Raw genomic sequence first — 25548 nt, 5'->3', positions numbered from 1 at the left:
CGGGCCGGTGGCGGGGACGACGCCTGGACCGGTGCCGGGAACTCCCGTACCGGTGCCCCGAACTCCCGGGCCGACGCCGGGGAGTCCCGGGCCGGTGGCGGGGGCTCCCCGGAGTCCCGGGACGCCCGGCTGGTCGCCGGGGCCCGGTGGGTGGCGCGTCGTCCCGTCGGGGCTCCGGCCGCTCGGAGCCTGGCTTCGGTCGCCCCGCCCGTGGGGCGGCGGGCGCATGCCCGGGTGCGCCGGGACGGGGCGGCCGGCGGCGGGTTCCTCGCGAAGGCGGCGGCCGTGACCGCCGGGCTGACGGCGGTCGGGGCGGTGCTCGGGCTCGTACGGGACCAGATCATGGCCGGGTACTTCGGGGCGGGTGCGGGAACCGACGCGTTCCTGGTGGCGTGGACGGTGCCCGAGTTCGCCTCGACGCTGCTCATCGAGGACGCGATGGCACTGATCATGGTGCCCGCCTTCTCCCGGGCCCTGGCCCGCCGTTCGGGCGCCCTGTCCGAGGATCCGGTGCACGCCCTGGTGCGCGGCACCCTCCCCCGTATCGTCCTCGCCCTCGGGATCGCCGCCGTCGTCCTGATCGTCGCCGCGCCGCTGCTCGTGGCCGCGCTCGCGCCGGGTCTTCCCGATCCGGCGCTCGCCGTCGACTGCACGCGGCTCACCGGGACCTGCGTGCTGTCCTTCTCCCTGGTCGGGTACTGCTCGGCGGCGCTGCGCGCGCACGGCCGGTTCCTGCCACCGGCGGCGATCTACGTCGCGTACAACGTGGGGATCATCGGCACGATCCTGGTCCTCCGCGCACCGTGGGGGGTGCGGTCCGCCGCCGCCGGGGTCGCCGTCGGCGGGGTCCTGATGGTCCTCGTGCAGGCCCCCTCGCTCCTGCGGGAGCTGCGGGCACCACGACAGCGGGGGCCGGCCGCGCCCCTGCCCGCCTCCACGGGCGAGGGCCGCGTCCTGGCCCTCGGGCTCGTCGCGCCCGTCGTCGTGTTCTCGCTGTGCCGCCAGTCCCAGACCCTGATCGAGCGGTTCCTCGCCTCGCCGCTGCCCGCGGGCGCCATCTCGCATCTGAACTACGCGCAGAAGGTCGCGCAGATGCCGATGATCCTCTCCCTGATGCTGTGCACGGTCAGCTTCCCGGTGGTCGCCCGCGCGCTCGCGGCGGGCGATCCCGAGGCGGCCCGGCGCCGGGTCGAGCGGGACCTGCTGCTCGCCGCCGTCGTCGTGCTCGTCGGCTCCTCGACGGTGATCGCCACCGCCCCCCGGATCGTCGAACTGCTCTTCGAGCGCGGCGAGTTCACCGGCGCGGACACCAGCGCCACCGCCGCCGTCATGCGGGTGTACGCGCTCGGGCTGCTCGGCCAGACGATGGTCGGCGCCCTCGTCCGCTGCTACTTCTCCGCCGCCCGCCCCCTCTGGTACCCGGCCGCCGCCATGGCCGCCGGACTCGCCACGACCGCCGCCGCCGGAGTCCCCGGCGCCCACTACTGGGGCGCCGTCGGCATCGCCGCCGCCAACGCCCTCGGCATCACCCTCACCGCCGTCCTGCTGCTGCGGGGCGCGCACCGCCAGGCCGTCCCGATCCACGTCGGCCGGCTCGGCGAGGGACTGCTCCGGCTCTCCACCGCCGGCGCCTGGGCCACCGGCGCCGCCTGGCTCTGCCAGCTGGCGATCGGCCCCGCCGTCCTCGCCGTCGCCGTCGCCGGCCTGGTCGTCGTCGGCGTGTTCCTGCTCTTCATCGCCTGCGCCGCCAAGGCTCCCGAGATCCCGCCCCTGCCCAGCTCCGCCTTCCGGAGGACCCCCCATGCCCGCCGCCACCGCGCTGCGCCGCCTGCTGCCGAAGCCGCCCCTGTGGAAGCCGCCCCTGTGGGTGGCGATGTACCACTCGATCACGGACACCACTGACGATCCGTACCGGGTGACCGTCTCCCCCGTGCGCTTCGCCCGGCAGCTGCACTGGCTCGGCGACCGGGGGCTGCGCGGGGTCTCGGTGCGGGAGCTGCTCGCCGCCACCGCCGAGGGGCGCGCCCAGGGGCTCGTGGGCCTGACCTTCGACGACGGGTACGCGGACTTCCTCGACTCGGCGCTGCCGCTGCTGCGCCGGCACGGCTTCACGGCGACGGTGTACGTCCTGCCGGGCCGCCTCGGCGGCGAGAACGGCTGGGACGCGGACGGGCCGCGCAAGCCGCTGCTCGACGAGCACGGCATCCGGCGGATCGCCGAGGCCGGCATGGAGATCGGCTCGCACGGCCTGCGGCACGTCCCGCTCACCGAGGCCGACGACGCGGAGCTCGCCGCCGAGACCCGGCGCAGCCGTGAGCTCCTGGAGGAGATGACGGGCCGGCCGGTGGAGGGCTTCTGCTACCCGTACGGGCGGGTCGACCCGCGCGCGATCCGCGCCGTGCGCAAGGCCGGCTACCGCTACGCCTGCGCGATCGACCCGGGCGAGCACACCGGCGCGTACGCCCTGCCCCGCGTCCACATCGGCGAGAACGACACCCCGTGGCGGCTCACCGCCAAGCGCGTCCTGCACCCGCTGCGCCGCCGCCACCCCGCCGATCTGTTCCCCGCCCCGTACGACCCGGCCTCGGTCGGTGCCCCGTGAAGGTCCTGCACGTCATCACCGGCCTCGGCATCGGCGGCGCCGAGCAGCAGCTGCGGCTCCTGCTGCGGCACCTCCCGGTGTGCGGCGAGGTCGTCACGCTCACCAACCCCGGCGCGGTCGCCCTGGGCATCGAGGCCGACGGCACGCCCGTCACCCACCTCGGCATGACCGGGAACCGCGACCTCGGGGCGCTGCCCCGGCTGGCCCGCGTCGTCCGGCAGGGCGGCTACGACCTCGTGCACACGCACCTCTACCGGGCGTGCGTGTACGGCAGGGCGGCGGCCCGGCTCGCCGGGGTGCGCCGGGTCATCGCCACCGAGCACTCCCTCGGCGAGACGCAGATCGAGGGCCGGCCGCTCTCGGCGGCCACCCGCGCCCTCTATCTGGCGTCCGAGCGGCTCGGCACGTCCACGGTCGCCGTCTCTCCCAGCGTCGCCCGCCGCCTCACGGACTGGGGCGTGCCCCCGGAGCGCGTCCGGGTGGTGCCGAACGGCATCGAGACCGGCCGGTTCGCCTTCGACGCGCGCGGCCGGCGCCTCGTCCGGGGCGTGCTCGGCATCCCCGAGGACGCGTACGTCGTCGGCGGGGTCGGGCGGCTCACGCCCGGGAAGCGGTTCGACCGGCTCGTCCGGGCGGTGGCCTCGGTGCCGGAGGCCCGGCTGCTGCTCGTCGGCGAGGGCGAGCAGCGCGAGGAGCTGCTGCGGACCGCCCGGGAGTGCGGGGCGGGCGGCCGGATCCTGCTCTTCGGGGCCTGCGAGGACCCGCCGACCGGCGGGCCGCTCGGGCCCACGCTGCCCGAACTCCTCTCCGTGATGGACGTCTTCGTGTCCACCTCCCCCGACGAGACCTTCGGGCTCGCGGTCGTCGAGGCGCTCGCCGCGGGCCTTCCCGCGCTGTACGTGGCCTGCCCGGCGATCGACGACCTGTCCCCGGACGCGGCGCCGGGGGCGCGCCGGATCGGCGAGTCCGTGCCCGAGCTGGTCTCCGCGCTGCGCGGCATCCAAGGCGCCCGGCTCGCCCGGCTCCCGGTCCCGGCGGCCGCCCGCCGCTACGACATCGCGCACAGCGCACGGCAGTTGATGTCCCTCTACGACCAGGCCGTCCACGGCACCCCCTCTCCCGCGAAGTGAGTGAGCCCGTCCCATGAACAGCACCCCACCCCGTGCCCTCCTCCCCGCCGGCCTGCGTTCCCCGGGCCGCTGGGCGGTCCTCCCGGCGGCCGTCCTCGCCGGCGCGGTCCTCGGCGGCGGCTACGGAGTCCTGAAGGCCCCGGAGTACGCGGCGACCAGTTACGTCATCGTCGTGCCGGCCGAGAAGTCCGACCCCTCGGCGGCGCTCGGTTTCGCGCAGGCGTACGGGCGGGTCGCCACCGACATCGCGGTGACCGGCGACGCCCAGGTGTGGGCGGGGGTCACCGCCGACACCCTGCGGAAGAACGTGCAGGCGGCGACCTCCCCGGACGCGCCGATGATCTCGATCACCGCGCGGTCGGCGAAGCCCGCCCAGGCGGTCTCGATGGCCGACGGGGTGGCCCGCGCGCTCGTCCTCGACAGCTCGCACGTCGCCGGGAACACCGGGGTGAAGGTCGTCCAGTTCTCCCGCGCCACCAAGCCCCTCACCCCCGTCTCCCCCTCGGCGCCGCTCTCCGCGCTCGTCGGCGGCTGCGCGGGCGGCCTCCTCGGCGGCCTGGTCCTCCTGATCCGCCCGAAGCGCGCCGCCGCGCGCGACGGGGCCCGGCACTCCCGGCAGGCGAGCGCCCCGGCCCCGACCGCCTCGGTGCCCGCCCCGGCGGTCGCCTCGCACCAGCCGGAGGCGGTGTGAGCCCGAGATCTCTGCGGACCGAGGTCTGCCGTGACGAGGAGGAGTTCGGGCGGCTCTCGGCCGAGTGGACGGCGCTGTACGGCCGTTGCTCCTCCGCCACCCCCTTCCAGTCCCACTCCTGGCTGTACTCCTGGTGGCTCTCGTACGGTCGGCCCGGCGCGCTGCGGGTGGTGCTCGTACGACGGGAGGACGGCGGACTCGTCGCCGCCGCGCCCCTGATGCGGGCCCGCGGACCGCTGCCCGTCCTCACCCAGCTCGGCGGCGCCATCACCGACTTCACGGACGTCCTCCTCGACGACGACTGCCCCGAGGCGGCGCCCGCCCTGGCCGGGGCCCTCGCGCGGGCCGCCCGCGGCGCGGTCCTCGACCTGCGGGAGGTCCGCCCCGGGGCGGCCGTCGAACGCGTCTTCGCCCACTGGCGCGGCCCGCGCCGCCGACTGCCCGACTCGCTCTGCCTGGAGCTGCCCGCCGTCCCCATGGAGGGGCTCCTCGAACGCATCCCGTCCGGGAAGGCCCAGCGGGTCCGCGCCAAGCTGCGGAAGCTGGACGCGCTCGGCATCGACGCGCACGTGGTGTCCGGCGAGGAGGTCCCCGCCGCCCTCGAACGCCTCCTGAACCTCCATCAACTCCAGTGGCAGGGGCGCGGTGTGACCGCCGAGCACACCAGCGAACGCTTCGCCCAGCACCTCACCCGGGCCGTCCGGCCGATGGTCGAGCACGGCGACGCGATGGTCACCGAGTTCCGGCTCGCCGGGGACGTCGTCGCCGCCGACCTGACCCTGATGTCCCCCCGGCTCGCGGGCGGCTACCTGTACGGCGCCGACCCCGCGCTGCGCGCCCGCAAGGTCGACGTGGCGACGATGCTGCTGCGGCACGGGGCCCGCGAGACCAGTGCGGGCGGGCGGGCCACGCTGAGCATGCTGCGGGGCAGCGAGCCGTACAAGCAGCACTGGCGGCCCGAACCCGTCCGCAACCGCCGCCTCCTCCTCACCGGGCGCGGTACGGCCCCCCTCCTCTGGCTCCGCGCCGGCGCGGCCGACGCCCGGCGCTGGGCGGCCCGGCAGGCCCGCGAACGGCCCTGGGTCGCGCGGGCCCTCCGCCGCGGCGGCGCCGGCGCATGAGCTCCGCCACCGCCGCCGCGACTCCCGTCAGAAGGGCCAGACCTCCTTCAGCGCGTCCTTCCAGTCCAGGTCGATCTCGTCCTTCCAGTTCCCCTTCGGGACACAGACGCCCCCACCGATCCAACTGTTCACCCACGAACCGAGGTCCACGGTCCAGCAGTCGGGCTTCGGCTCGGGCTTGGGTTCCGGCTTCGGCTCGGGCTTCGGTTCCGGCTTGGGCTCAGGCTTCGGTTCCGGCTTGGGCTCGGGCTTGGGTTCGGGCTTGGGTTCCGGCTTGGGCTCGGGCTTCGGTTCCGGCTTGGGCTCGGGCTTCGGTTCCGGCTTGGGCTCGGGCTTCGGTTCCGGCTTGGGCTCAGGCTTCGGTTCCGGCTTGGGCTCGGGCTTCGGTTCCGGCTTGGGCTCAGGCTTCGGTTCCGGCTTGGGCTCAGGCTTGGGCTCAGGCTTCGGTTCCGGCTTGGGCTCAGGCTTCGGTTCGGGCTTCGGCTCCGGCTTCGGTTCCGGCTTCGGTACAGGGACCGTCGGGTCCGTCGGGTCCGTCGGGTCGACCGGGTCCGTCGGGAGTTGCGGTTCCTGCGCGCCGTACAGCATCTGGCGGAAGACCAGCGAGGACCGGGGATTGTCGTCACACTGCCAGACGCCGTGCGGGCAGTAGTCGGTGATGGTGTGGTACAGCGGCTTGTGCTGCCGCATCCACTCCAGCATGCGCCGCATGTATTCCGGGTTGTCGCCGTTCCGGAAGAGCCCCCATTCGGGATAGGAGATCTGCTTTCCGTGCTCGGCGGCGAAATCGACCTGCTTCTGGAGCCCGTACGGCTCGCTGACCTGCCGGTCGAAATCGACGCCGCGCGGCTGGTCGTACGAATCCATGCCGATGATGTCGACGACGTCGTCGCCCGGGTAGCACTCGGTCCAGGGAATCGCGTCGAGGCCGCGGCTCGGGTTGAAGTCGAAGCGGAACTTCTGGCCCGGCACGGAGCGCATCGCGGTGACGATCCGGTTCCAGTACCGCTTCCACGCGACGGGATCGGGGGCGCACCGGTGGCTGTAGGTGGTGCCGTTCATCTCCCAGCCGAGGACGACGACGGTGTCCCTGGCGCCCGTCTCGACGAGCCGCTCCGCGAGGGTCGTGAAGTGGTGGTCGAAGTAGCCGGCGGCGCCGAGCTGGAGCTGGCGGCGGACCTCGCGGTCGGGGAGGTGGTCCTCGTTGCGTTCCAGCATGGGCACGTTGAGGACGAGCATGCGGTGGACGCGCTCGTTGCGCCAGTCGGCCCAGGCGTCGAGGAAGCCGGGGGGTCCCTCGATGTTCTTCCAGAGGTCGCCGGGCAGGTAGGTGTGGCCGACGCGCAGTTCGTGGCCGCCGAGCCAGCGTTCGAGCTGTCCGATGCGGGCGACCCCCCGGTCGCCCGAGTCGAGGAAGGCTCCCATGGCGGTGGCGAGGGCCGGTCCGGGGTCTTTCGCCGGCACGGATTCGGTGGCGTGGGCGGGGGACGAGAGCACGACTGAGCCCGTGACGAGGAGACCTGCGGTGAACACCCCCAGCCATCTTCTCGGTGCTCTCCGATGTGCAGGTTCCATGGCCGCTCCTCCGCGCCGTACTCCCATTGACGAACCGTCAATCCGATGTTCCGAAAGTATTCCTAATGAGCCGATCGTGAACTCGGCTTCCCTCCGCTCCGTAGTCCATTAGAGGATTTCATCGCCCAGTTGGGGCACCCGAGATGAAAGGCATACCGTGCCGCGCCGTCAGTGTTTCGACACCAGCGTCCCCACCGTCCTCGTGCGGCTCGACCGGAATCCCTTCCATCACGGCACGCTCGGCGCCACGCGTTCGCTGGGCCGGGCCGGAATTCCGGTGCACGCCGTCATCGAATCGAGCAGCAGTCCGGTCGCCCGCTCCCGCTTTCTCCGCTCGGCCCGGGAGCGCCCCTGGACGGACTCCTCCGCCGAGCTCTCCGCCCTCCTGACCCGCATCGCCGACGAGATCACCGACGATCCGTCACTTCCCGTCCTCGCCGTGCCGCTGGACGACGTCAGCGCCCTCGCCCTGGCCCGTCGCCGCACCGAACTCGTCCCGCGCTTCCTGCTGCCCGAGCAGTCCGAGGAGCAGCTGCTGCGGGTCGCGGACAAGGCGGAACTCGCCGAGACCTGCGCGGGTCTGGGCCTGCCCCATCCCCGTACCGAACTCCCCGGGGGCGCCGACGAGGCCGCCGCCATGGCGTGGTCGATCGGCCTCCCGGTGGTCGCCAAGTGGAGCCGGCCCTGGCTGCTCCCGGCCGGCGGCGGACTGCGGAGCACCACGATCGTGCGTTCCCTGGCCGAGGTGCGGGAGCTGTACGCCCGCACCCCGGAGGCCGGCAGCCGGCTGCTGCTCCAGGAACTGCTGCCGGCGGGCCGCGACCTCGACTGGTTCTTCCACGGGTACGTGGACTCCGCGGGCCGCTGCTCGACCGGGGCGACCGGGCGCAAGGAGCGCTCCTGGCCGGACGGGGCCGGGCTCACCGCCTCCGGCCGCTGGACGGCGAACCCGACCGTCGACCGCACCGCCCGCGAGCTCCTCGACGCGCTGGACTACCGGGGCGTGTGCGACCTGGACTTCCGGCTGAACAGGGCGACCGGCGCGTACCACCTGCTCGACTTCAACCCCCGGCCCGGCGCGCAGTTCCGGCTCTTCGCCGATCCGGACGGCCTGGACGTGGTGCGGGCGCTGCACCTGGACCTCACCGGCCGCCCGGTGCCGCCGCACTCCCCCGCGTACGGCCGCCGGTTCCTGGTCGAGAACTACGCGGCGCTCTCGCTGCTCGCCTCCCCGCGCCGCCGGTACGCGCCCGAGCCCGGCGCCGCGCGGGGGCGGACCGAGTGCGCCTGGTTCGCCGCGGACGATCCGCTGCCCGCGCTCGCCATGGGCCGCGCCTGGCTGGCGCACCAGCTGCGCAAGGCGCCGGCCGCGCTGCGCCGCTCGCTCCGATCCCGCCGCGCGGACCCGGCCGTCACGGCCACGGCGCCCCCGGCCCGTACCTCCCCCGACCAGCTCACCCCCCGATGAACCCCCCACGGTGACCCCCCGCGATGCCCGGGGAAGGCGCCGGTCACGGCATGACGGAGGGCCGGTCCCGGGAAGCGGATGCTTCCCGGGACCGGCCCTCCGTGCCTGCGCGCGCCGGAGATCAGGCGTTGATGCAGGTGTTGCCGGCGGCCGGGTTCAGCAGGCCGATGACGTTCACGCTGTTGCCGCAGACGTTGATCGGGATGTGGATCGGGACCTGCACGACGTTCCCGGAGAGGACGCCGGGCGAACCGACGGCCACACCGGTCGCGTCCGCGTCCGCGAAGGCGGGCGACGCCACACCCATGGCCAGGACGATACCGGCGACGACGGCCGCGGCCTTCTTGCAGTTCATTTCGACTGGATCCTTTCCTCGGCGGAATGAATTTCCGCTGCACACCTCACAACGAACATCCCGCACAAAGGAAACCGAAATAACAGCGACACCCGCTGTTTCACTCCATTGCCCGCAACGAACAGGGCCGGAGGGAACGTGGACGTTCCCTCCGGCCCTGCCGTGCGCGCGCCGGATCAGCTGTTGCCGATGCCGTTCCCGGAGAGGACCGGGATGTCCTCGACGAGGTGCGACAGCGGCTCGTCGCCCTTGGCCTGGGTGGAGTTGTCGGCGCACTGCTGGTTCTGCGGGGACGACAGGACGTTGACGTCCTGGACGGCGACCGGGACCAGGACACCGATCAGCGAACCGGCGTTGGCCTTGACCGGGACACCGAGGCAGAGCTTGTTCAGCGAGCCCTGGACAGCCGTGACCTGGGGGCTCATGTCGCCGTGGGTCTTCGAGTTGCCGAACTCCTGGTGCGAGTGGTTCCCGCTCAGCGAGGTCGTGCCGCCGTCGTCGGCGATGGCGAGCGCCGGGGAGGCCGCCGCAGCGGAAGCGCCGACAACAGAGGCCGTCACAGCGGCGGCCGCCATAATCTTCTTGATCACGGTGATTCCGTTCCTGTTCCCACCAATCGACCTGATTGATGCGACGGGATCAACTGCGGTCGCGGGCTTTGGTTCCGGCGCTTCACTCGTTCGACTGGGTCCGCGTTTCGCGCTGCCGCGCGCGCTCCGCCAAGGGGGTGACACAGCGGAACCCCGGCATCCGAGGGCCTGTTGATCAGGTCGCTCCCTGCACGGAGCCGGTTCTAGAAGGGAACTACCGTGATCAAGAAGGTTATGGCCACCGCGGCCGCAGCCGTCTCCATCGTCGGCGCCACCGCCGCCGTGGCCTCCCCGGCGCTCGCCATCGCCAACGACGGCGGCACCACGTCGCTCTCCGGCAACGGCGCGCACCAGGAGTTCGGCAACTCCGCCACGTACGGCAACATGAGCCCGCAGATGGCGCTCATCCAGGGCTCGCTGAACAAGCCCTGCATCGGCCTCCCGGCCAAGGTCAACGCCGGTTCGCTCATCGGCGCCATCCCGATCGCCGTCCAGGACATCAACGTCCTGTCCTCCCCGCAGAACCAGCAGTGCACCGAGAACTCCACCCAGGCCAAGGGCGACGAGCCGCTGTCGCACATCCTGGACGACATCCCGGTCCTGTCGGGCAACGGCGTCGGCAACCACTGACGTTCCGCCTGAGCACGACGACGTTCACACGTCAGGGGCCGCCCTCCGGGGCGGCCCCTTTCGTCTCCCCTACCAGGTCGGCCAGACCGGCGCCGCCATCAGGCGCTCCCACTCCCGGTCGGGCATCCCCGGCACCGCCCGCCCCGCCTGCACCCACTGGGCGACCAGTGCGGAATAGACGGGGAACGGAGTGCGGTCGGCGGGGGGCGGGTCACTCACATATCGGCTCTTCGGAATGAAGGCCATCCGTTCCCATTTTCCGGGATCCGGCGCCATTTTCGCTCCTTCCGCTGCGATTCCCGCATCATTACACAGGCGCCGCAGGAGAGTGATTCGTCCTGTTCATGTCGCGTCGCGTACCTGTGTGCGAGCGGCTCGAAATACGGTGCGGAGATGAAATTCCCGCGTCTTCGGCCGGCCCGGCGTCCGCTGCTCGCCGCGGCGGCTCTCGCCGCCCTCGCCGCCCTCGCCCCGGGGGCCCTCGCGCTCGCCCCCACCGGCCTCCCCGCCCCGGAGAAGGGGCTGAACCTGCTGGTCGTCGGCCTCGACAGCCGCAAGGGGATCACCGAGGAGGAGAAGGAACGTTTCCACCTCGGCGGCCAGGCGTGCGACTGCACGGACGCGATGATGCTCGTGCACGTCTCGGCGGCGAACGACCGCGTCGAGGTCGTGAGCCTGCCGCGGGACTCCCTCGCCTCCTTCCCGGCGGGACACCGCGACCGGCGCACCGGACAGGTGCACCCCGCCCACCCCGAGAAGATCAACAACGCCTGGGCGGAGGGCGGTTCCGCCTTCGCGGTGCGGACGGTCGAGGCGATGACGGGGCTGCCCGTCCACCGCTACCTGGAGATCGACTTCCGGCGCTTCATGGACACCGTGGACCGGGTCGACGGCGGTGTCCCGGTCTGTACGGCGCAGCCGCTCAAGGACCCGTCCACCGGCATCGACCTCCAGCCGGGGACCAAGTGGGTCGCGGGCGGCGAGGCGCTCCAGTACGTGCGGTCGCGGAAGGCCGACGGGCAGATGGACTTCGGCCGCATCCAGAAGCAGCAGAAGTTCGTGGTGAACACCCTGGGCCGGCTCCACGACGGCATCCTCGACGACCCGGAGCGGCTGAAGGCCTTCGCGGCGACCCTGCGCGGGACGGCCGCGGCCGAGCGGGGGATCTCGACGGCGGAGCTGCTGACGCTCGCCGCCCGGCTGCGGGATCTGCCCCCGGAGCGCATGGAGTTCGCGACCGTGCCCGTACGGGGGTTCCACCCGGACATCGAGGGCGTGGGATCCACGCTCGACTGGGACGGGGAAGGGGCCGCGGAGGTCTTCGGGCGCCTCGCCGAGGACCGGCCGCTGCCGGCCGCCGGAGCGGTCGCGCCGAGCGAGATCCCGGTGGGCGCGTACCGGCCCGCCCGGGGGTCTTCGCTCATCTGCCCGTAGTCCGTCCGGTGGACTTTCCGGAACCTCCGGTTCTCCGGCCAGTTGATCAGTGCGGCTCGGCACTCAGCGGGCCAGTATCCGAAAGGCCTCAACAATGAAGAAGCTCTTGGCGACGGCCGCTGTGGCCGCGTCCGTGCTCGGCACGACGGCGGCGGGTGCCGGTCAGGCGCTCGCGATCGCCGATGACGGTGGCACCACGTCGCTGTCCGGCAACGGCGCCCACCAGGAGTTCGGCAACTCCGCCACGTACGGCAACATGAGCCCGCAGCTCGCGCTCGTGCAGGGCTCCCTGAACAAGCCGTGTGTCGGCCTCCCGGCCAAGGTCAACGCCGGTTCGCTGATCGGTCTCATCCCGATCTCGGTCCAGGACGTCAACGTCCTGTCCTCCCCGCAGAACCAGCAGTGCACCGAGAACTCCACCCAGGCCAAGGGCGACGAGCCGCTGTCGCACATCCTGGACGACATCCCGGTCCTGTCGGGCAACGGCGCCGGCAACAGCTGATCGGCGACGCCCAGCCGGACGCGGCCCCGCCGCCCCTCTCCGGAGGGGTGACGGGGCCGCGTGCTTTCCCGGGGCTCAGAGCTTCTTGCGCAGCTCCGCCGGGTCGGTGACCGGGGCGTCGCAGGTGAAGTGACGGCACACGTACGCGGCGGGCGCCCCGGCCACGAGCGGCCGGTCCGCGAGGAGCGGGAACTCCTCGCCGCCGGGGGCTCCGGTGGCGAGGACCGCTCCGGGGGTGGTCGCCGCCAGGGCCGTACGGCGCAGCTCCCGGAAGGCCGGGTCGGCGGGGTCGCCGACGACGGCGATCTCGCGGGGCCCGTCGAGGAGGGCCTCCGCGACGGCCAGGCCCCAGCCGATGAAGCGGGGCGCGCGCGGGCCGAGGGCCTTGACCACGCCGAGGGCTCCTTCGGCGGCGGCGCGGTGGGCCTCGGAGCCGGTGTGCGCCGCGTACGACAGGAGCGCTCCGGCGGCGGCGGTCCAGCCCGACGGGGTGGCGTTGTCGGTGGGGTCCTGGGGGCGCCGGATGAGGGTCTCGGCGTCGTGGGCCGTGTCGTACAGCGCCCCGCCCTCGGCGGTGAAGCGGTCGAGGACGATGTCCAGGAGGAAGCCGGCGAACTCCAGCCAGGCGCCCTCGCCGGTGACGGCGGCGAGGGCGAGGAACCCCTCGGCGACGTCGGCGTAGTCCTCCAGGACTCCGGCGTTCGTCCCGGCCCTGCCGTCCTTGGAGGTACGGGTCAGGCGGGCCGACTCGTCCATGTGGACGCGGACGAGGAGGTCGGCGGCCTCGGTGGCACGCTCGACCAGATCGGGGCGGTCGAAGAGGGCGCCGGTCTCGGCGAGGGCGGCGATCGCGAGGCCGTTCCAGGCGGCGACGACCTTGTCGTCGCGGCCGGGGCGCTCGCGCTCCTCGCGGGCGGCGAGGAGCCGGGCCGCGATCGAGGCGATCCGGCCGGCGTCGGCGGGGCCCGCCTCCTGCGGGAGCTGGAGGACGGAGCTGCCGTGCTCGAAGGTGCCGTCCTCGGTGACGCCGTAGTGGGCGGCGGCGAGGGCGGCGTCCTCCGCGCCGAGGACCTCGGTCAGCCGCGCGGGGGTCCACACGTAGTAGGCGCCCTCGACGTGCGTACCGCTGCCGTCGTCGGAGTCGGCGTCGAGCGCGGAGGCGAAACCGCCCTCGGGCGTGCGGAGTTCACGGACCAGGAAGTCGGCGGTCTCCAGGGCGACCCGGCGGGCCAGGTCGCTGCCGGTGGCCCTCCACAGATGCGCGTACACCCGGCACAAAAGGGCATTGTCGTAAAGCATCTTCTCAAAGTGGGGCACAACCCACGCCCGGTCCACGGCGTAGCGGGCGAAGCCTCCGCCGAGCTGGTCGTAGATGCCGCCGCGGGCCATCGCCTCACAGGTGTCGGCGGCCATCTGGAGGGCGCCCTCGGAGCCCGTACGGGCGTGGTGGCGGAGCAGGAACTCCAGGGCCATCGACGGCGGGAACTTGGGGGCGCCGCCGAAGCCGCCGCGGGTCGCGTCGTACTCGCGGGTGAGGCCCAGGAGGGCGCCCGCGAGGTCCTCCTCGCCGGGGACGCCCGCACCGCCGTACGCCAGGGAGCGGCCCGCGAGGTCCTTCACGATGCGGTCCGCGACCTCGGCGACCTCCTCGCGGCGGCCGTCCCAGGCCTCCTTGACCCCGGTGAGGACCTCGGGGAAGGAGGGCATGCCGTGACGGGGCTCGGGCGGGAAGTACGTGCCGAAGTAGAAGGGCGCGGCGTCCGGGGTGAGGAAGACGGTCATCGGCCAGCCGCCCTGACCGGTCGCCGCCTGGACGGCCTCCATGTAGACCGCGTCGACGTCGGGGCGCTCCTCGCGGTCGACCTTGACGGCCACGAAGTGGTCGTTGACCAGGGCCGCGGTGGCGTCGTCCTCGAAGGACTCGTGCGCCATGACGTGGCACCAGTGGCAGCTCGAATACCCGACGCTGAGCAGCACGGGGACGTCGCGGCGCCGGGCCTCCTCGAAGGCCTCGGCCGACCACGGCCACCAGTCGACCGGGTTGTCGGCGTGCTGCAGGAGGTACGGGGAGGTCTCATGGGCCAGTCGGTTCGCCATGGCCCCATCCTGCCGCAGGCACGGCCTCCGGTCCCGGGAGGCGCCGCGCGGGTACGCCAGGACGGCCCGGACCGCGGGGGGCCGGGCCGTCCGGTGGCTACTTGGCCGGGGTGGCCTTCGGGGTGTCCGGGCCGGCGGCGGCCGGGTCCGGGGCCTCCTCGAAGGTGATCTTGCCCATGTGGCGGTTCATCGACTTCATCAGCATCCAGACCGCGAGGGCCAGGGCCGCGAAGACGACGAAGCCGAGGACGCCGGGGGTCACCTTGTTCTTGTCCAGCTCTTCGGCGGCGAAGGGGACAAGCTGGGTCAGTGCCAGGTGTGCGCTCATGTCAGGCATTGTCGCGGATGCCCGCGAAGAGATCTTCCTCGGGGAGGGAGGTCGGGACCAGCGCCTTGCTGAGCTCGTACTCCTCCGTCGGCCAGACCTCCTTCTGGATCTCCATCGGGACCCGGAACCAGCCGCCGTCGGGGTCGATCTGCGTGGCGTGCGCGATCAGCGCCTTGTCGCGGGTCTCGAAGAAGTCCGCGCAGGGCACGTGGGTGGTGAGGTTGCGCGGCTTGCCGCCGAACTCGTCCCAGCGCTTGAGCCAGTCCCCGTACGGCGACTCCAGGCCGCGCGCCAGGAGGGCCTCGTGCAGCGCCTCGGTGCGGGGGCGGTTGAAGCCCTGGTTGTAGTAGAGCTTCAGGGGCTGCCAGACCGGGCCGAACTCGGCCTCCGGGTACTTCTCGGTGTCGGTCGCGCCGTCGAAGGCCACCATCGTGATCTTGTGGGTCATGATGTGGTCGGGGTGCGGGTACCCGCCGTTCTCGTCGTAGGTCGTGATGACCTGCGGACGGAAGGAGCGGATCTCGCGGACCAGCGCCCCGGCCGCGACGTCGACGTCCTCCAGGGCGAAGCAGCCCTCGGGGAGCGGGGGCAGCGGGTCGCCCTCGGGCAGGCCCGAGTCGACGAATCCGAGCCAGTGCTGGGAGACGCCGAGGATCTCGCGGGCCTCGTCCATCTCCTTGCGGCGCACCTCGTGGATGTTCGCCTCGATGTAGGGGTCGCCCTGAAGACGGGGGTTCAGGACCGAGCCGCGCTCGCCGCCCGTGCACGTCACCACCATGACGTCCACCCCCTCGGACACGTACTTGGCCATCGTGGCCGCACCCTTGCTCGACTCGTCGTCGGGGTGGGCGTGAACGGCCATCAGTCGCAGCTGCTCAGTCAAAGCTCGATCCTCAGTGATTCGACGCGGAGGGTGGTCTCTATAGTGACGGAATCGGGGGGACGAAAATTCCGCCACCCCCGGCTTCGAGAGGATGTTCCATGAGCGCGGCGCGAGAGCAGCTGCCCGAGGGGCGCTACGGGCGCACCGCGGACGAGCGGGCAGACCGCAAGCTCAGGATCACCGGAGCGGTGCTCGGCGTCCTCTTCCTCGGCGTGATGGGCTGGTTCGGCTGGCACTACGTCGTCGACAACAAGATCAGCGCAGAGTTGATCAAGTTCGACGTGGTGAGCGCCGACGAGGTCCAGGTGCACCTGGAGATCCGCAAGGACGAGGGCGTCAAGGGCGTCTGCACGCTGCGCTCGCGCTCCGAGGACGGGTCGGAGGTGGCCCGCAAGGACGTCCGCGTCGACGACGACGCCGCCCGGGTCGACCGCGTCTTCTCGCTCCGCACGACCGCCCGCGCGACGAGCGCCGAGCTCATCGGGTGTACGGCCCGGTAGCGGTGGGTAGGGACGGGGTGACGAGTCCCGGCGGGTCGCCTCGGTGACCTGGGGTGACGCCATCTTGATGGTTTATGTCCTCCCGCTTTTCGCCACTCATTGTTAGGCTCGTGGTTTCGCCCGCCCGGGACAGCACAGCTTTTCCGTGTAGGGCGATGCTTTGTATTCCCAGTACCTACGAGGAGCACCTGTGACCCAGACCAGCGACAACGTCACCTGGCTCACCCAGGAGGCGTACAACAAGCTCAAGGACGAGCTTGAGTACCTGTCTGGTCCCGCGCGTACCGAGATCGCGACGAAGATCGCCGCGGCGCGCGAAGAGGGGGACCTGCGCGAGAACGGCGGGTACCACGCGGCCAAGGAGGAGCAGGGCAAGCAGGAGCTCCGGGTCCGCCAGCTCACCCAGCTGCTCCAGCACGCCAAGGTCGGCGAGGCGCCGGCGGACGACGGCATCGTCGAGCCCGGCATGGTCGTCACGATCGCCTTCGACGGCGACGAGGACGACACGATGACCTTCCTGCTCGCCTCCCGCGAGTACGCGAGCGGTGACATCGAGACGTACTCGCCGCAGTCGCCGCTCGGCGTCGGCGTCAACGGCAAGAAGGCCGGCGACGACGCGGAGTACGAGCTGCCGAACGGCAAGAAGGCCACGGTGAAGATCCTCAGCGCGAAGCCGTACACCGGCTGAGCCGCACTCCTTGAGCGAAGGGCCGGCCCCCGTGGGGGCCGGCCCTTCGTCCTGCATGCACATGCAATGATGCGGCCTGACGTCGCGTCATCAGGGGGAGGACGAGGTGCTGGGACCGCTGCGCGTGGACGCGCCGCGCCGGATCGGACCGTACGAGGTGCTCGCCCGGCTCGGGGCCGGCGGCATGGGCGAGGTGTTCCTCGCGCGGGCCGACGGGGACACCGTGAGCGACGACTTCGTCGCCGTGAAGACCGTGCGCCGCGACGTCGCCGGAGATCCGGCCTTCCGGGACCGCTTCCGGCGCGAGATCAAGGTCGCCGGGCTCGTCGACAGCGCGTACGCCGCCGCGCCCGTCGGCGGCGACGCCGACGCCGAGACGCCCTGGCTGGCCACCGCGTACGTCCCCGGGCCCAGCCTCTCGCAGGCCGTGCGGCGCGGCGGGCCGCTGCCCGTCGCCGCCGTCCGGGCGCTCGGCGCGGACGTCGCCCGGGCCCTCGCCGACCTGCACCGGACCGGGGTCCTGCACCGGGACCTCAAGCCCGGCAACGTCATGCTCTCCGTCGCCGGCCCCCGGCTCATCGACTTCGGCATCGCCCGCAGCAACACCGCCACCACCATGACCGCGACCGGGCTGATGGTCGGCACGCCCTCCTTCATGTCCCCCGAGCACGTCGCCGGCGCCCGCCGGGTCACGGCCGCCTCCGACGTCTTCTGCCTCGGCTCGCTGCTCTGCTACGCGGCGACCGGCGAGGACCCCTTCGGCGACGGACCGCTCGCGGCCGTCCTGTACCGCGTCTCCCAGGCCGAGGCCGACCTGAGCCGGGTCCCCGAGGAGCTGCGCGGGACCATCGCCGCCTGCCTGGCCGTGGACCCTGCGGACCGGCCCACGCCGGAGGCGCTCGTCGAACTGCTCGGCACCGGGGCCCCGAAGCTCTTCCCCTGGCCGGAGGGCGTACGGGACCACATCGGCGAGTACGGCAGGGAGCTCGCCCAGCTCGTCGCCTCGGGCGGGCCGCTCCTGGAGGCGCCGTCCGCGCCGGCCACCGGTCCCGTGGTCGCCCCGGCCGTCCCCGGCCTGCACTCCGTACCGACGCTCGCCCCGGTGTCCGCGCCCACCGTGCCCGCCGCCGAGGCGCCCCGGAAGCGGCGGAGGGGGCTGCTCGCCGCCGTCCTCGCGCTCGCGGTCGTGGCCGGCGGCCTCGGCGCCTACCTGCTGTGGCCCGAACCCGCGCCGCCGGAGGCCCCCGCGAAGGCGGCCCCGCCCGCGGGGCCCCGCGTCCCCGGCGTGGACGCCCAGGGCCCCGCCGACGCCTCGGGCGTCGTCGCGCAGAACGCGGCGCAGCGCCCCGCCGGCTGGAAGCCCTGGCGGGCGAAGCTGACCGCCCCCGCCTTCGGCTGCTCGGCGGGCGAGAAGGCGCTCGTGTGCCGGACGACGGACGGACGGTACGAGGCGCTGGACCCGGCGAGCGGGAAGCCGCTGTGGACCGCGGACCTGGTGGCGGACCCCCGGGACGACTCCAGCACCATCGGACCCACCGGCGGGATCTTCGTCGCGGGCGGCACGAACGTCCCCGCCGTCCACGGCGACTCCGTCGTCCTGCTCTCCGGCAAGCGCCTCCAGGTCCGGGACGCCCGCAGCGGCGCCGTGCGCTGGGAGCAGAAGGACCCCGCGCAGGCCAAGCTGGACACCCAGCCGATCGTGGGCGACGGCACGGTCTTCGTCCGGTCCGGCGAGGAGAGCGACCAGGTGGCGGCCTTCGCCCTGGCCGACGGCCGCCGCCTGTGGTCCACCTCGCTCACCAACAACGACCCCTCGCGGTCCGGGTTCCGCGACTTCGAGCCCGTCGCCTACGCGAACGGCCTCGTGTACGCGCTGAGCGACGGCGGTTTCGTCGCGCTCGACGCGAAGACCGGACAGCAGCGCGGCCAGGTGCCGTCGGAGGCCGAGGAGTGCGGCGGCCTCGGCGTCCAGGGCCGGTACGCCTACTGCGCACCGCTCGACGCGACGGCCGCGGCCCCGCTCGCGCTGTACCGCCTGGACGCCACGACGCTCGCCCCGGTGGGCGCCGGCCGGCTCCCGCTGGCCGCCGACGTCACGAAGTCGGGGGCCCGGCCGACCGCCGTGTCCGCCCGGACCGCCGTCGTCGTCGACCGGGGGCCGCTGCCCTGGACCGACTGGGGCAACACCGGAAAGCCCGACGGCGTGTTCGTCCTCGACCCGGCCACCGGCAAGACCCTCGGCCACTACCCGGTCCCCCCGCTCACCGGCGCCGACGGGAGGAAGCAGTACGTCTCCAGCCCGCTGATCGCCGGGGACACGCTGCTCTACGCCGACTTCTCGGCCCTGCACCTGGTGCCGCTCGGCCGGAACGGCGCCCCCGGCAAGGAGCGCGTCGTGCCGGTGCCCGGCGCCCCGGGGCCGCGCGCCAAGGACCCGTACGAGCGGGCGAACGGCACCGACATCGGCCGGGAGATCCGCCCGCCGGAGGTGCTGCCGCTCGGCGGTGTCGCCCACGTCGTGTACGACACCGGAGTCGTCGCCTCCGTCGCCCTGCCCGAGGAGTAGTCCCTTGCTGGAAGCCCTGCCGCCGGGACAGGCCCCGCGGCTCCTCGGCCCCTACCGGCTGCTCGCCCGCCTCGGCGCCGGCGGCATGGGAGAGGTCCACCTCGCCTGCCGGGCGGACGCGCCGACGGCCGATCCGTACCGGATGGTCGCCGTGAAGACCGTACGGGAGGACCTGGAGGTCGACGGGGACTTCAGGACCCGCTTCCGGCGGGAGATCGCGGCCGCGCGGACCGTGGACGGGCCGGGCGTCGCGCGGCTCGTGGACGCGGACGCCGACGCGCCGTCGCCCTGGCTGGCGACCGAGTACGTGCCGGGCCCCTCGCTCGCGGAGGCGGTCGTACGGTCCGGGGCGCTGCCCGTCGGGTCCGTCCGGGCCCTCGGGACCGCCCTCGCGCGGGCCCTCGCGGGCGTGCACGCGGTGAAGGTGCTGCACCGGGACCTCAAGCCGGCGAACGTCCTGCTCGCCGCCGCCGGGCCCAAGCTGATCGACTTCGGCATCGCGCAGGCCTTCGAGGCGACCGCGCTGACCTCGACCGGTCTGGTCGTGGGCTCCCCCGGCTTCATGTCGCCGGAGCACCTGGTGGGCAGCCGGGCGGTGGTGCCCGCCTCGGACGTGTTCTGCCTGGGCGCGGTCCTCGCGTTCGCGGCGAGCGGCCGGGGGCCGTTCCACGACGACGAGATGGCGGCCGTGATCTACCGGATCAGCCGGGCCGAGGCCGACCTCGACGGCGTTCCGGAGGAGCTGCGGCCGGTCGTGGAGCGGTGTCTGCAGCTCGACCCGGACCGGCGGCCGTCGGCGGCGGAGCTCGCGGAGCTGCTGGGCGGCGGTTTCGCGTCCGAGGTGTTCCCGTGGCCCGGCCCGGTGCTCTCGCTGCTCGCCGAGTACGGGGAGGCCGCCCGGAGCGCCGGGGAGGCGGCGGCCTCCGGCGCGGGCGTCGCCGACCTGCCGACGCTCGGCCCGGTCGTGCCGTACTCCCCCACGGCGATGACCGCCCGGCCGGTGGCCCCCGCCGCCCCCGCGGAGCCGCGCCGCCGCCCCTGGGGCGCGGTGGTCGCGGGCGCGGTGGCGGTGGCCCTGGTGGCGACGGTCGGCGCGGTCCTCCTCGACCGGACCGGCGGGCAGGACGGTACGGCCACGGGCGGGGTCGCGGGGCCGACGAACAGCGGCCCGGCGACCGGCACCACGGCGCCGGTCGCCGCGCTGAGCCAGGTCGTCCTGCCGTACGGCGGCAAGGGCCACGGCAACGACTTCGGCACGGCCGCCACGGACCACGGCCACCGCCCGGCGGGCTGGGCGCCCTGGACCGCCGAGGTCGAGCAGGGCGTCGGCAGCTGCGCGCTCTCCCCGAAGGTGCTGGTCTGCCCGGGGTCCGGCGGCGCGGTCACCGGGCTGAGCGCGGCGGACGGCAAGGAGCTGTGGAAGGTCCCGGGCCGGGGCGAGGGGCTGCCCGGCGGGCCCCAGTACCCGGCGGTCGTCGGCGACACGGCGTACGTGACGGGGCCGGACGGGATCGTCGCGTACGGGGTCGGGGACGGCAAGGAGCGCCGGCGCTTCCCCGCGCCCGGGACCGACTGGGCCGTGAAGGGCACCGATCTGCGGGACGGCGTCCTCTACTCGACGTACGTGAACATGCGCGACGAGCGGACGGGCCTGGCGACCGCCGTGCGCCTCGCCGACGGCGAGGAGCTGTGGCGGACGCCGCTCGACGCCCTGCCGGAGGAACCGGTCGCGGCGGCGGGCCGGGTCCTGGTGCCGCTGGGGGTCGTGCCGGTGGCGCTGGACGCCCGTACCGGCGAGGAGGTGGCGCGCGGGGCGGCGGGCTGCCAGCGGTTCGTGGTGCACGAGAAGAGCGGGAGCGTGCTGTGCACGGGCCCCTCGGACGGGTCCGTGACCGTCCTCGACGGGACGACGCTGAAGCGGAAGCGGTCCTTCGGCGCCGGGGTGACCGCGGGTCCCGCGGTGAACGCGGACGGCCTGGTCGTGGTGGCGAGCGGCCCGCTCGTGAGCGCCTACGACCTGGCGAGCGGCGATCGGCGCTGGTCCCTGGTGCCCACCCTGACCGAGGGCCCCGCGCAGGAGGTGTACTTCGCGGGGGACCGGGTCCTCGTCGCCGCCAAGAACGAGATGGTGTCCCTCGCGGCGGCGGGTCCCTCCTCCGACGGCGACAAGCGGTTCGAGGCGAAGCTCCCCGACGGCTTCAGGATCCAGGCCGGCGGGAAGCCGCTGGCCGCCGGAGGAGCGGGCTTCGTCTCGTTCCCCGACGGCCTCGTCATCTCCGGCTACCTGCCCTGAGGCCCCGGGGCGGGCATCACGCCGTCGCCGAGCGGTACTTCCGTACCGACAGGGTCCGGAAGACCACGATGATCAGGACCGACCAGAGGAGCGACGCCCACACCGGGTGCTGCATCGGCCAGGCGTCGGAGGTCGAGACGCCGGGGTTGCCGAAGAGGACGCGGCAGGCCTGGACGGTCGCGCTGAACGGGTTCCACTCGGCGATGGGCTGCAGCCAGGAGGGCAGGTTGCTGGAGTCCACGAACGCGTTCGAGATGAACGTGACCGGGAAGAGCCAGATCAGCCCGCCCGAGGTCGCCGCCTCGGGGGTGCGGACGGAGAGGCCGATCAGCGCCCCGATCCAGGAGAAGGCGTAGCCGAGGAGGAGCAGCAGGGCGAAGGCGCCGAGCGCCTTGGGGACGCCCTCGTGGATGCGCCAGCCGACGAGGAGGGCGACGATCGCGAGGACGACCAGGGTGAACGTCGTCTGGACCAGGTCGGCGAGGGTGCGGCCGGTGAGGACCGCGCCGCGGGCCATCGGCAGGGAGCGGAAGCGGTCGATCAGGCCCTTGTGCATGTCGTCGGCGATGCCCGCGCCCGCTCCGGCGGTGGCGAAGGTGACGGTCTGGGCGAAGATGCCGGCCATCAGGAACTCGCGGTAGACCTCCGGCGAGGTGGAGTCGCCGATCTGCATCGAGCCGCCGAAGACATAGCTGAACAGCACCACGAACATGATCGGCTGGACCAGCCCGAAGATGATCACCTCGGGAATCCTGGACATCTTGATCAGATTGCGGCGTGCGATCACGAGCGAGTCGCCGACCGACCGGGCGACCGCCCCGCGCGGGCGCGGAGCGGCCGGCCGTTCGGCCGAACCCAGGACAGCGGTCACTTCACGGCCTCCTTCCGGCCCTTCCCGCCCCCGGCCGCCCGCTCGCCCTCCTCCTCGCCCCGGTCGGCCACGTGGCCCGTGAGGGAGAGGAAGACGTCGTCGAGGGTCGGGCGGCGCAGGCCGATGTCGTCGATCTCGGCACCGACGGCGTCCAGGTCGCGGATGACCTCGGCGAGGAGCTTGGCGCCGCCGGTGACGGGGACGGTGAGCTTGCGGGTGTGCTCCTCGACGGAGACCTCGCCGTGGCCGATCCCCTCGGCGCCGTAGCGGGCGAGGACGTCCCGCGCGCCGGCGATCATCTCCGGTTCGTGGACGACGACCTCGACGCGCTCGCCTCCGGTCCGGGCCTTGAGCTGGTCGGAGGTGCCGCGGGCGATGACCCGGCCGTGGTCGACGACGCAGATGTCGTGGGCGAGGTGGTCGGCCTCCTCCAGGTACTGGGTGGTGAGGAGCAGGGTCGTACCGCCGGCGACGAGCTCCTTGACGACCTCCCAGAGCTCCTGGCGGTTGCGCGGGTCGAGGCCGGTGGTCGGCTCGTCCATGAACATGACCGGCGGGGAGACGACGAGGGCCGCCGCGAGGTCGAGGCGGCGGCGCATGCCTCCGGAGTACGTCTTGGCGGGCCGGTCGGCGGCGTCGGCGAGGTGGAACCGTTCGAGCAGCTCACCGGCCCGCGCCTTCGCCGCCTTCGCCCTCATCTGGTAGAGCTGTCCGACCATCGTGAGGTTCTCGCGTCCGGTGAGGTACTCGTCGACGGCCGCGAACTGGCCGGAGAGGCCGATCGAGCGGCGGACCTCGTCGGGCCGCCCGAGGACGTCGATCCCGGCGACGAAGGCCCGTCCGCTGTCGGGTCTGATGAGGGTCGTCAGGACCCGCACGGCGGTCGTCTTGCCCGCGCCGTTCGGGCCGAGCAGGCCCAGGACGGTGCCCTCCGGCACGTCGAGGTCGACCCCGTCCAGAGCTCGTACGTCGCCGAAGGTCTTCACCAGGCCCTCGGCGTAGATCGCGCCTGGCATGTGAACGCTCCCGGGGAGATTCGGGCGTTTCCTACCGATCCTAGGAGCGCGGAGCGGCTCGCGCCCGGTGAGTCCGGCGCCCTTCCCCCGGCTGTCCCGGGCGTCCCGGGCCGGGGTGCGGGACACCCGTTGGCGTGCTGTTGGCGGGCCGTTGGCCACGGGGGCGATGCTGAGGTCCTCGCACGGAGCACGACGACGACGGGGAGCACGAGATGGCGGTCGGCACACACGGCACGGGCAGGACGAGCGGGACGGGCAGGACCGGCGGTGTGAGAGCGACGGGCGGGGCGGGGGACCAGGGGTGTTCCGGTTGCGCCGGGTGTGACACGACGACGCCCTGGGCCGAGCTCGCCGCCGAGATGCGCCGCATCAAGGGCGACACCGAGCTGAGCTACGGCAAGCTCGCTCAGCGCACCCACTACAGCCGCTCCTCGTGGGAGCGGTTCCTGAACCAGAAGCAGCTGCCGACCCGGGTCGCCGTCGAGGAGTTCGCCGCGGCCGCCGGGACCGACCCCGGCCCCCTCCTGCTCCGCCTGGAGCGGTCCCTCGCGCACGAGACGGCCGCCCGCGCCGCGGCCACCGCCCAGGACGCGGAGCCCGCGCCCACCCCCGCGGTCCCGGCCGCCCGTCGGACGTCCGGCCTGCCGGGCCTCGGCCGGCCCCTGGGCCTGCTCGCGGCGGGCGCCCTGGTCGGCGGCGGCCTGGTGACCGTCCTCCACCGGGCGGCCCGGCTCCGTCGCGGCAGGTGAGACGGAATCCGTGACGGCGGGTGAGGATCCGTAAGAGCAGGTGAGACGCGGAGGGGGAGGCGTACGCGCGGACGACGGTCGAGCCCGGCGCACCCGGTGCGCCCCGCGTTTCCCGCGGGCGCGCGGGCGCGCGGGCGCGCGGGGGTCAGCCGATGACCGTGTATCCGGCGTCCCGCAGCGCCTCCTCCACCTCGCGGCAGTGCTCCGGGCCCTTCGTCTCCAGGTGCAGGTCGACCTCCGCCTCCGTCAGGCCGAGGCGCGGATCGGTCCGTACGTGGCTGACGTCCAGGACGTTCGCGTCGACCACGGTCAGGACCGCGAGCAGCGTCGCGAGCGCCCCCGGCCGGTCCGTGACGCGCAGCCGCAGGCTCAGGTAGCGGCCCCCGGCGGCCATGCCGTGGCGCAGGACCCGCTGGAGCAGCAGCGGGTCGACGTTCCCGCCGGAGAGGACGGCCACGACCGGCCCCCGGAAGGACTCGGGGTCGGTGAGGAGGGCCGCGACCGGGCTGGCGCCCGCCGGTTCGACCACGAGCTTCGCCCGCTCCAGGCAGAGCAGCAGCGCGGAGGAGAGGGCGTCCTCGGAGACCGTGCGGACCTCGTCGACGTACTCCCTGATCAGGTCGAACGGCACGTCGCCCGGGCGCCCGACCTTGATCCCGTCGGCCATCGTCACCGGCGACTCGATCACCACCGGGTGCCCGGCGGCCAGCGAGGGCGGGTAGGCGGCCGCGCCCTCCGCCTGGACGCCGATCACCTTCACGTCCGGGCGCAGCGACTTCACGGCGAGCCCGATGCCGGCGGCGAGCCCGCCGCCGCCGATGCCGACGACGATCGTCCGCACCTCGGGGCACTGCTCCAGGATCTCCAGGCCGACCGTGCCCTGTCCGGCGATGACGTCGGGGTGGTCGAAGGGGTGGATGAAGACCGCGCCGGTCTCGTGGGCGTACTCCTCCGCCGCCGCGAGCGTCTCGTCGACGACGTGCCCGTGCAGCCGGACGTCCGCGCCGTACTCCCGGGTCGCCGCGACCTTCGGCAGCGGGGCGCCGACCGGCATGAAGACGGTGGCGCGCACCCCGAGCAGTTTCGAGGCGAGCGCGACGCCCTGCGCGTGGTTGCCGGCGGAGGCCGCGACCACCCCGGCCGCCCGCTCCTCGGGCCGCAGCCCGGCGATCCGTACGTACGCCCCGCGGAGTTTGAAGGAGCCGGTCCGCTGGAGGTTCTCGCACTTGAGGTGGACCGGGGCTCCCACCAGCGAGGACAGATGACGGCTGCCCTCCATCGCCGTCACCCTGGCGACCCCGGCCAGCATCTTCTGCGCCCCCCGCACGTCGTCGAGCATCAGCCGGTGCAAGGGGTGTGGCATACGGAAGCTCATGACAGCAAGTCTCGCAGCTCACGGCCCTCGTGGCCGCCCGGCGGGCGGGTCGCCGGACGGGTTTGCGCAGCGCAGGTACGGACC

24 protein-coding genes are annotated in these 25548 nt (G+C 73.6%); 14 read left to right on the top strand and 10 right to left on the bottom strand.

The genetic code is table 11. The features are described from left to right. Positions 1-189: 189 nt before the first annotated feature. The 5 genes from ACFYUS_RS01775 to ACFYUS_RS01755 are packed head-to-tail and all read left to right on the top strand — an operon-like array spanning position 190 to position 5544. Positions 190-1902, top strand: coding sequence for a lipid II flippase MurJ (locus ACFYUS_RS01775; RefSeq protein ID WP_388845956.1), 1713 nt, complete (start codon positions 190-192; stop codon positions 1900-1902). Beyond that, positions 1802-2602, top strand: coding sequence for a polysaccharide deacetylase family protein (locus tag ACFYUS_RS01770; RefSeq protein WP_388844495.1), 801 nt, complete (start codon positions 1802-1804; stop codon positions 2600-2602). The genes ACFYUS_RS01775 and ACFYUS_RS01770 overlap by 101 nt, the downstream gene beginning before the upstream one ends. Continuing rightward, complete coding sequence (locus tag ACFYUS_RS01765; protein ID WP_388844493.1) at positions 2599-3732, top strand: glycosyltransferase; 1134 nt, start codon at positions 2599-2601, stop codon at positions 3730-3732. Before ACFYUS_RS01770 ends, ACFYUS_RS01765 begins: the two co-directional genes overlap by 4 nt. A 13-nt stretch (positions 3733-3745) precedes the next feature. Next, positions 3746-4423 (top strand): lipopolysaccharide biosynthesis protein, encoded by a 678-nt coding sequence (locus tag ACFYUS_RS01760; RefSeq protein WP_388844491.1) that lies wholly within the window; start codon positions 3746-3748, stop codon positions 4421-4423. After that, positions 4420-5544, top strand: coding sequence for a GNAT family N-acetyltransferase (locus ACFYUS_RS01755; RefSeq protein ID WP_388844490.1), 1125 nt, complete (start codon positions 4420-4422; stop codon positions 5542-5544). Before ACFYUS_RS01760 ends, ACFYUS_RS01755 begins: the two co-directional genes overlap by 4 nt. Positions 5545-5571: 27 nt before the next feature. Here ACFYUS_RS01755 and ACFYUS_RS01750 read toward each other — a convergent pair whose 3' ends face one another. Next, a complete protein-coding gene (locus ACFYUS_RS01750; RefSeq protein ID WP_388844489.1) occupies positions 5572-7119 on the bottom strand; it encodes a glycoside hydrolase family 26 protein in 1548 nt (515 codons plus the stop codon). Between the two features lie 157 nt (positions 7120-7276). On the opposite strand from ACFYUS_RS01750, the gene ACFYUS_RS01745 reads away from it, so the two are divergent. Next, entirely contained in the window at positions 7277-8587 is a 1311-nt protein-coding gene (locus tag ACFYUS_RS01745) for an ATP-grasp domain-containing protein (protein ID WP_388844487.1), read from the top strand. A 121-nt stretch (positions 8588-8708) separates the two neighbouring features. Here ACFYUS_RS01745 and ACFYUS_RS01740 read toward each other — a convergent pair whose 3' ends face one another. Further along, positions 8709-8942 (bottom strand): chaplin, encoded by a 234-nt coding sequence (locus tag ACFYUS_RS01740; RefSeq protein ID WP_388844485.1) that lies wholly within the window; start codon positions 8940-8942, stop codon positions 8709-8711. Positions 8943-9118: 176 nt separating this feature from the next. Then, positions 9119-9532: a rodlin gene (locus tag ACFYUS_RS01735; protein ID WP_388844483.1), complete on the bottom strand. Its 414-nt coding sequence runs from the start codon at positions 9530-9532 to the stop codon at positions 9119-9121. A gap of 219 nt (positions 9533-9751) precedes the next feature. Between ACFYUS_RS01735 and ACFYUS_RS01730 the strand changes: the two genes are divergently transcribed. After that, positions 9752-10162 (top strand): rodlin, encoded by a 411-nt coding sequence (locus tag ACFYUS_RS01730; protein ID WP_388844481.1) that lies wholly within the window; start codon positions 9752-9754, stop codon positions 10160-10162. Positions 10163-10231: 69 nt separating this feature from the next. On the opposite strand, the gene ACFYUS_RS01725 is transcribed toward ACFYUS_RS01730, so the two are convergent. Then, positions 10232-10381: a hypothetical protein gene (locus tag ACFYUS_RS01725; protein ID WP_388844479.1), complete on the bottom strand. Its 150-nt coding sequence runs from the start codon at positions 10379-10381 to the stop codon at positions 10232-10234. Between the two features lie 174 nt (positions 10382-10555). Here ACFYUS_RS01725 and ACFYUS_RS01720 point away from each other — a divergent pair, with 174 nt between their 5' ends. Both ACFYUS_RS01720 and ACFYUS_RS01715 read left to right on the top strand, forming a co-directional pair. Beyond that, positions 10556-11596, top strand: coding sequence for an LCP family protein (locus ACFYUS_RS01720; protein ID WP_388844477.1), 1041 nt, complete (start codon positions 10556-10558; stop codon positions 11594-11596). A gap of 94 nt (positions 11597-11690) precedes the next feature. After that, on the top strand, positions 11691-12098 hold the full coding sequence (locus ACFYUS_RS01715; protein WP_388844475.1) for a rodlin: 408 nt from the start codon (positions 11691-11693) through the stop codon (positions 12096-12098). 75 nt (positions 12099-12173) lie between these two features. Here ACFYUS_RS01715 and ACFYUS_RS01710 read toward each other — a convergent pair whose 3' ends face one another. From ACFYUS_RS01710 to mca, 3 genes are all read right to left on the bottom strand, one after another. Further along, on the bottom strand, positions 12174-14195 hold the full coding sequence (locus ACFYUS_RS01710; RefSeq protein WP_388844473.1) for a thioredoxin domain-containing protein: 2022 nt from the start codon (positions 14193-14195) through the stop codon (positions 12174-12176). 97 nt (positions 14196-14292) lie between these two features. After that, complete coding sequence (locus ACFYUS_RS01705; RefSeq protein ID WP_388844471.1) at positions 14293-14532, bottom strand: hypothetical protein; 240 nt, start codon at positions 14530-14532, stop codon at positions 14293-14295. Continuing rightward, positions 14525-15406, bottom strand: coding sequence for a mycothiol conjugate amidase Mca (gene mca, locus ACFYUS_RS01700; RefSeq protein WP_388844469.1), 882 nt, complete (start codon positions 15404-15406; stop codon positions 14525-14527). The genes ACFYUS_RS01705 and mca overlap by 8 nt, the downstream gene beginning before the upstream one ends. Positions 15407-15504: 98 nt before the next feature. Between mca and ACFYUS_RS01695 the strand changes: the two genes are divergently transcribed. The 4 genes from ACFYUS_RS01695 to ACFYUS_RS01680 all read left to right on the top strand — a co-directional run bounded on the left by ACFYUS_RS01695 (position 15505) and on the right by ACFYUS_RS01680 (position 21453). Continuing rightward, the gene (locus ACFYUS_RS01695; protein WP_388844467.1) at positions 15505-15906 is read left to right on the top strand and encodes a DUF4307 domain-containing protein; all 402 of its coding nucleotides are present in this window, start codon (positions 15505-15507) and stop codon (positions 15904-15906) included. A 190-nt stretch (positions 15907-16096) separates the two neighbouring features. After that, positions 16097-16594, top strand: a complete 498-nt coding sequence (greA, locus tag ACFYUS_RS01690) for a transcription elongation factor GreA (protein ID WP_388844465.1) — start codon at positions 16097-16099, stop codon at positions 16592-16594. Positions 16595-16700: 106 nt separating this feature from the next. Next, entirely contained in the window at positions 16701-19160 is a 2460-nt protein-coding gene (locus ACFYUS_RS01685) for a protein kinase (RefSeq protein WP_388844463.1), read from the top strand. A 4-nt stretch (positions 19161-19164) separates the two neighbouring features. Further along, complete coding sequence (locus ACFYUS_RS01680) at positions 19165-21453, top strand: protein kinase (RefSeq protein WP_388844461.1); 2289 nt, start codon at positions 19165-19167, stop codon at positions 21451-21453. A gap of 16 nt (positions 21454-21469) precedes the next feature. Here ACFYUS_RS01680 and ACFYUS_RS01675 read toward each other — a convergent pair whose 3' ends face one another. Beyond that, positions 21470-22324, bottom strand: coding sequence for an ABC transporter permease (locus ACFYUS_RS01675; protein WP_388844459.1), 855 nt, complete (start codon positions 22322-22324; stop codon positions 21470-21472). After that, entirely contained in the window at positions 22321-23340 is a 1020-nt protein-coding gene (locus tag ACFYUS_RS01670; protein WP_388844457.1) for an ATP-binding cassette domain-containing protein, read from the bottom strand. Before ACFYUS_RS01670 ends, ACFYUS_RS01675 begins: the two co-directional genes overlap by 4 nt. A gap of 212 nt (positions 23341-23552) precedes the next feature. Between ACFYUS_RS01670 and ACFYUS_RS01665 the strand changes: the two genes are divergently transcribed. Beyond that, a complete protein-coding gene (locus ACFYUS_RS01665; RefSeq protein ID WP_388844455.1) occupies positions 23553-24089 on the top strand; it encodes a helix-turn-helix domain-containing protein in 537 nt (178 codons plus the stop codon). Between the two features lie 145 nt (positions 24090-24234). Here the strand turns inward: ACFYUS_RS01665 and ilvA are convergent, their stop codons facing one another. After that, entirely contained in the window at positions 24235-25464 is a 1230-nt protein-coding gene (gene ilvA, locus ACFYUS_RS01660; protein ID WP_388844454.1) for a threonine ammonia-lyase, read from the bottom strand. Positions 25465-25548: the final 84 nt, after the last annotated feature.

The sequence above is a fragment of the Streptomyces sp. NPDC004284 genome (assembly GCF_042874035.1).
In the GTDB taxonomy this organism is placed as follows: domain Bacteria; phylum Actinomycetota; class Actinomycetes; order Streptomycetales; family Streptomycetaceae; genus Streptomyces.
This window is presented reverse-complemented; position numbering and strand designations above follow the sequence as displayed.